Origin of the sequence: Plantactinospora solaniradicis (assembly GCF_042658085.1) — a bacterium.
Lineage (GTDB): Bacteria > Actinomycetota > Actinomycetes > Mycobacteriales > Micromonosporaceae > Plantactinospora > Plantactinospora solaniradicis.
In genome coordinates, this window is record NZ_JBHSPR010000009.1 from 1 (window position 1) to 2,395 (window position 2,395).

1 protein-coding gene and 2 pseudogenes are annotated in these 2,395 nt (G+C 69.0%); 2 read left to right on the forward strand and 1 reads right to left on the reverse strand.

Features of this window, described 5'->3' with window-relative positions; genetic code table 11:
• Window positions 1–394: 394 nt before the first annotated feature.
• A pseudogene (locus tag ACFP2T_RS12390) lies at window positions 395–550 on the forward strand (helix-turn-helix domain-containing protein); the annotation flags it as partial.
• 340 nt (window positions 551–890) lie between these two features.
• Here ACFP2T_RS12390 and ACFP2T_RS12395 read toward each other — a convergent pair.
• Window positions 891–1,664: a maleylpyruvate isomerase family mycothiol-dependent enzyme gene (locus ACFP2T_RS12395; RefSeq protein WP_377420945.1), complete on the reverse strand. Its 774-nt coding sequence runs from the start codon at window positions 1,662–1,664 to the stop codon at window positions 891–893.
• Between the two features lie 441 nt (window positions 1,665–2,105).
• Here ACFP2T_RS12395 and ACFP2T_RS12400 point away from each other — a divergent pair.
• Window positions 2,106–2,263, forward strand: a pseudogene (locus tag ACFP2T_RS12400) (IS256 family transposase); the annotation flags it as partial.
• Between the last annotated feature and the right edge of the window lie 132 nt (window positions 2,264–2,395).

The window sequence follows — 2,395 nt, forward strand, 5'->3', positions numbered from 1 at the left end:
TTCGAGGAGGGGTCCAGATTCACCCGCCGATACGGGGTCCATTTTCATGCGTCGCCGACACATCCAACTACGGCGCGGCCTCACCGATGACCTGCGTCGTCCCTGGGAACGACCCGCCGACCCCACCCGACCCGAGCGCCTGAGCCCCACCCGGGTCCGCCGTGGGTTTCGGAACCTCCGGCCGAAGACCAGCCATCCCGCGCAAGCACCAAAACCCACCCGGCAGCCCCAACCGACACCGCGGACCCCGCCACGACGTCGGTAAAACCATCCACCGCGCCCGCACCCAAGCCGACCAGCAAAACGCAAAGGTTAGAAAACAAGCTAGTGCTCTGACCGGGAACGTTTACCGGGTTGGCGGCGGCGGGGATCGACGGGCGATGATGCTGCTGGCTCGGCCGGCGGCAACCGAGTTCCAGTGATCGCCCAGTTGGTGCAGGCTGACGAGGACACGGTGCGGGACGTGATCCACCGGTTCAACCAGATCGGCCCGGCCTGCCTGGACCCTCGGTGGGCGGGAGGCCGTCCCCGTCTGCTCAGCCCTGACGACCCCGATGGTCACTGGCCGGCGCCGAAGCCGTCCTGAGACTCAGCGCCCTGCTCGCCAACGGCGACTTCGACCGTTACTGGACCTTCCACCTCGACCAAGAACACCAGCGCAACCACCGGGCCCGCTACCGACTCGCCGCTTGATCTACGAGGTCAGTCCCAGCAATCTGCACCCACCGCGCACTGTCCCCACTCGAGCGCGAGCCGCCCGCAGGTGCGCCTTTCGCCCTTGAACAGCAGGCCCGCAGCCTGCCCGCAGCCGCGCGATGTCCGCAACCCCGGGCCCAGTGGCGCCCGCAGGAGCGCGCGCACAACCGACAGATGCGTCACAAGTGCGCGCTTTACGCGTTCGGGTCCCAGTCTGCGAGCTGCTCCATCGGCTCGGTGTCGCCGGTGGTCTCCAGGCCGTCGAGCGGGACGCGCTCGTAGAAGTAGAGGACCAGTTCGCTCGCTGCGCCTCGCATCGCCATGTCGCCCGGCTCCGCGTCGGCGGCGAGGTCGTCGCAGCGGACACCGTCGGCGCTGAGGGTCAGGCGCCAGGAGCGGCCCTCAGTCGTGTGCAGGTCGATGGTCGCCGGCTTGAACGGCCAGGGGACGGTCGTCGCCGAGACGGTCGTCAGGAACTCGTCGACGCCCTCGACCGCGGCGTCCGTCGGCAGCGGCTGTGCGGCCCCCTGGGTGAGCTGGGCGTCGTAGGTGTGGACGGCGATCTCCTGGATCTGGTGCCGCGCCACGGCTCCGCTGGTCTCCGGGGCCTGCGAGCGGCCCCACCAGGTCCAACAGCCGCGGTCCGGGCCGGCCTCGCGCATCGCGTCGAGCATGAGCTCGGTCGACTCGGCGAGCCAGGCGTCCAGGGCTTCGCGGTCGCGGGGCGCGGTCGGGGCGCCCTTCGGGTCCGTTTTCGCCGGGGGCTCAGCGCCCGGGCCCGCCGCGACGATGGCGGCCTGGCGGCGGCGGCCGTCGCCGAGGTGCTGCGCCAGTTCGCGCAGCGTCCAGTCCGGGCAGGTCGGGACCTGGACGTCGAGGTCGGGGGCGGACGCGATCGCGGCGCGGAACGCGGCCGAGCGGTCTTCGATCAGCCGCAGGACCTCGGGGAACTCCAAGATGTTTTGCACGTCGGTTGTGTATCACGGCGCTCCGGCCGCCGGTTAGCGAATTTGTCGGACGAACGCGTCGACGGTCGGGCGGAGCGCCGGCGCCGAAGCCGTCCTGAAACTCTGCGCACTGCTCGCCAACGGCGACTTCGACCGCTACTGGACCTAACCATCTGGGCCAAGAGCACCAGCGCAACCACCAGGCCAGCTACCAACTCGCTGCTTGACCTACGAAGTCACTCCCAGCAATCCGCACCCCTAGCCGATGTCAGCGGCCTGAGTAGTGTGCGGCCCGGGTCTGTGGATCTAAGGGTGTTTGCGGCCTGACCCGCCAGGCGTTGTGCCTGGTGAGGAGGGTGCCGTGATGACCGCGACACCGAACGATCAGACCGGATGCAAGAAGCAGGTGGAGCCGTCGGCGGAGGAAAGGCCGCCGCCGAGCTTGTCCGGACGGCCAAGGACGAGCTGGCCGCGTTGAAGTGTCTGTACCTGGTGACCCGGTCCCTGGACCCCACCCCACCGGAGCAGGCAGAACCCGATGGACGATGCGCTGGAAACCCGCGTTGAACGCCTTCGCCATCACCTTCAGCGACCGCTTCCCAGCCGCTGAAACCTACTAACCAAGATCGCCGGAAACACGGTTGGCGAGACAGCCTCAAATGGCGATGAGGGTGTAGGCGTCGAGCGGTTCCCACCGGTGCTGCGCTCGAGCCGCACCGCCAAGCCGTAGCACGCCGTCGGGCCAGCGCGAT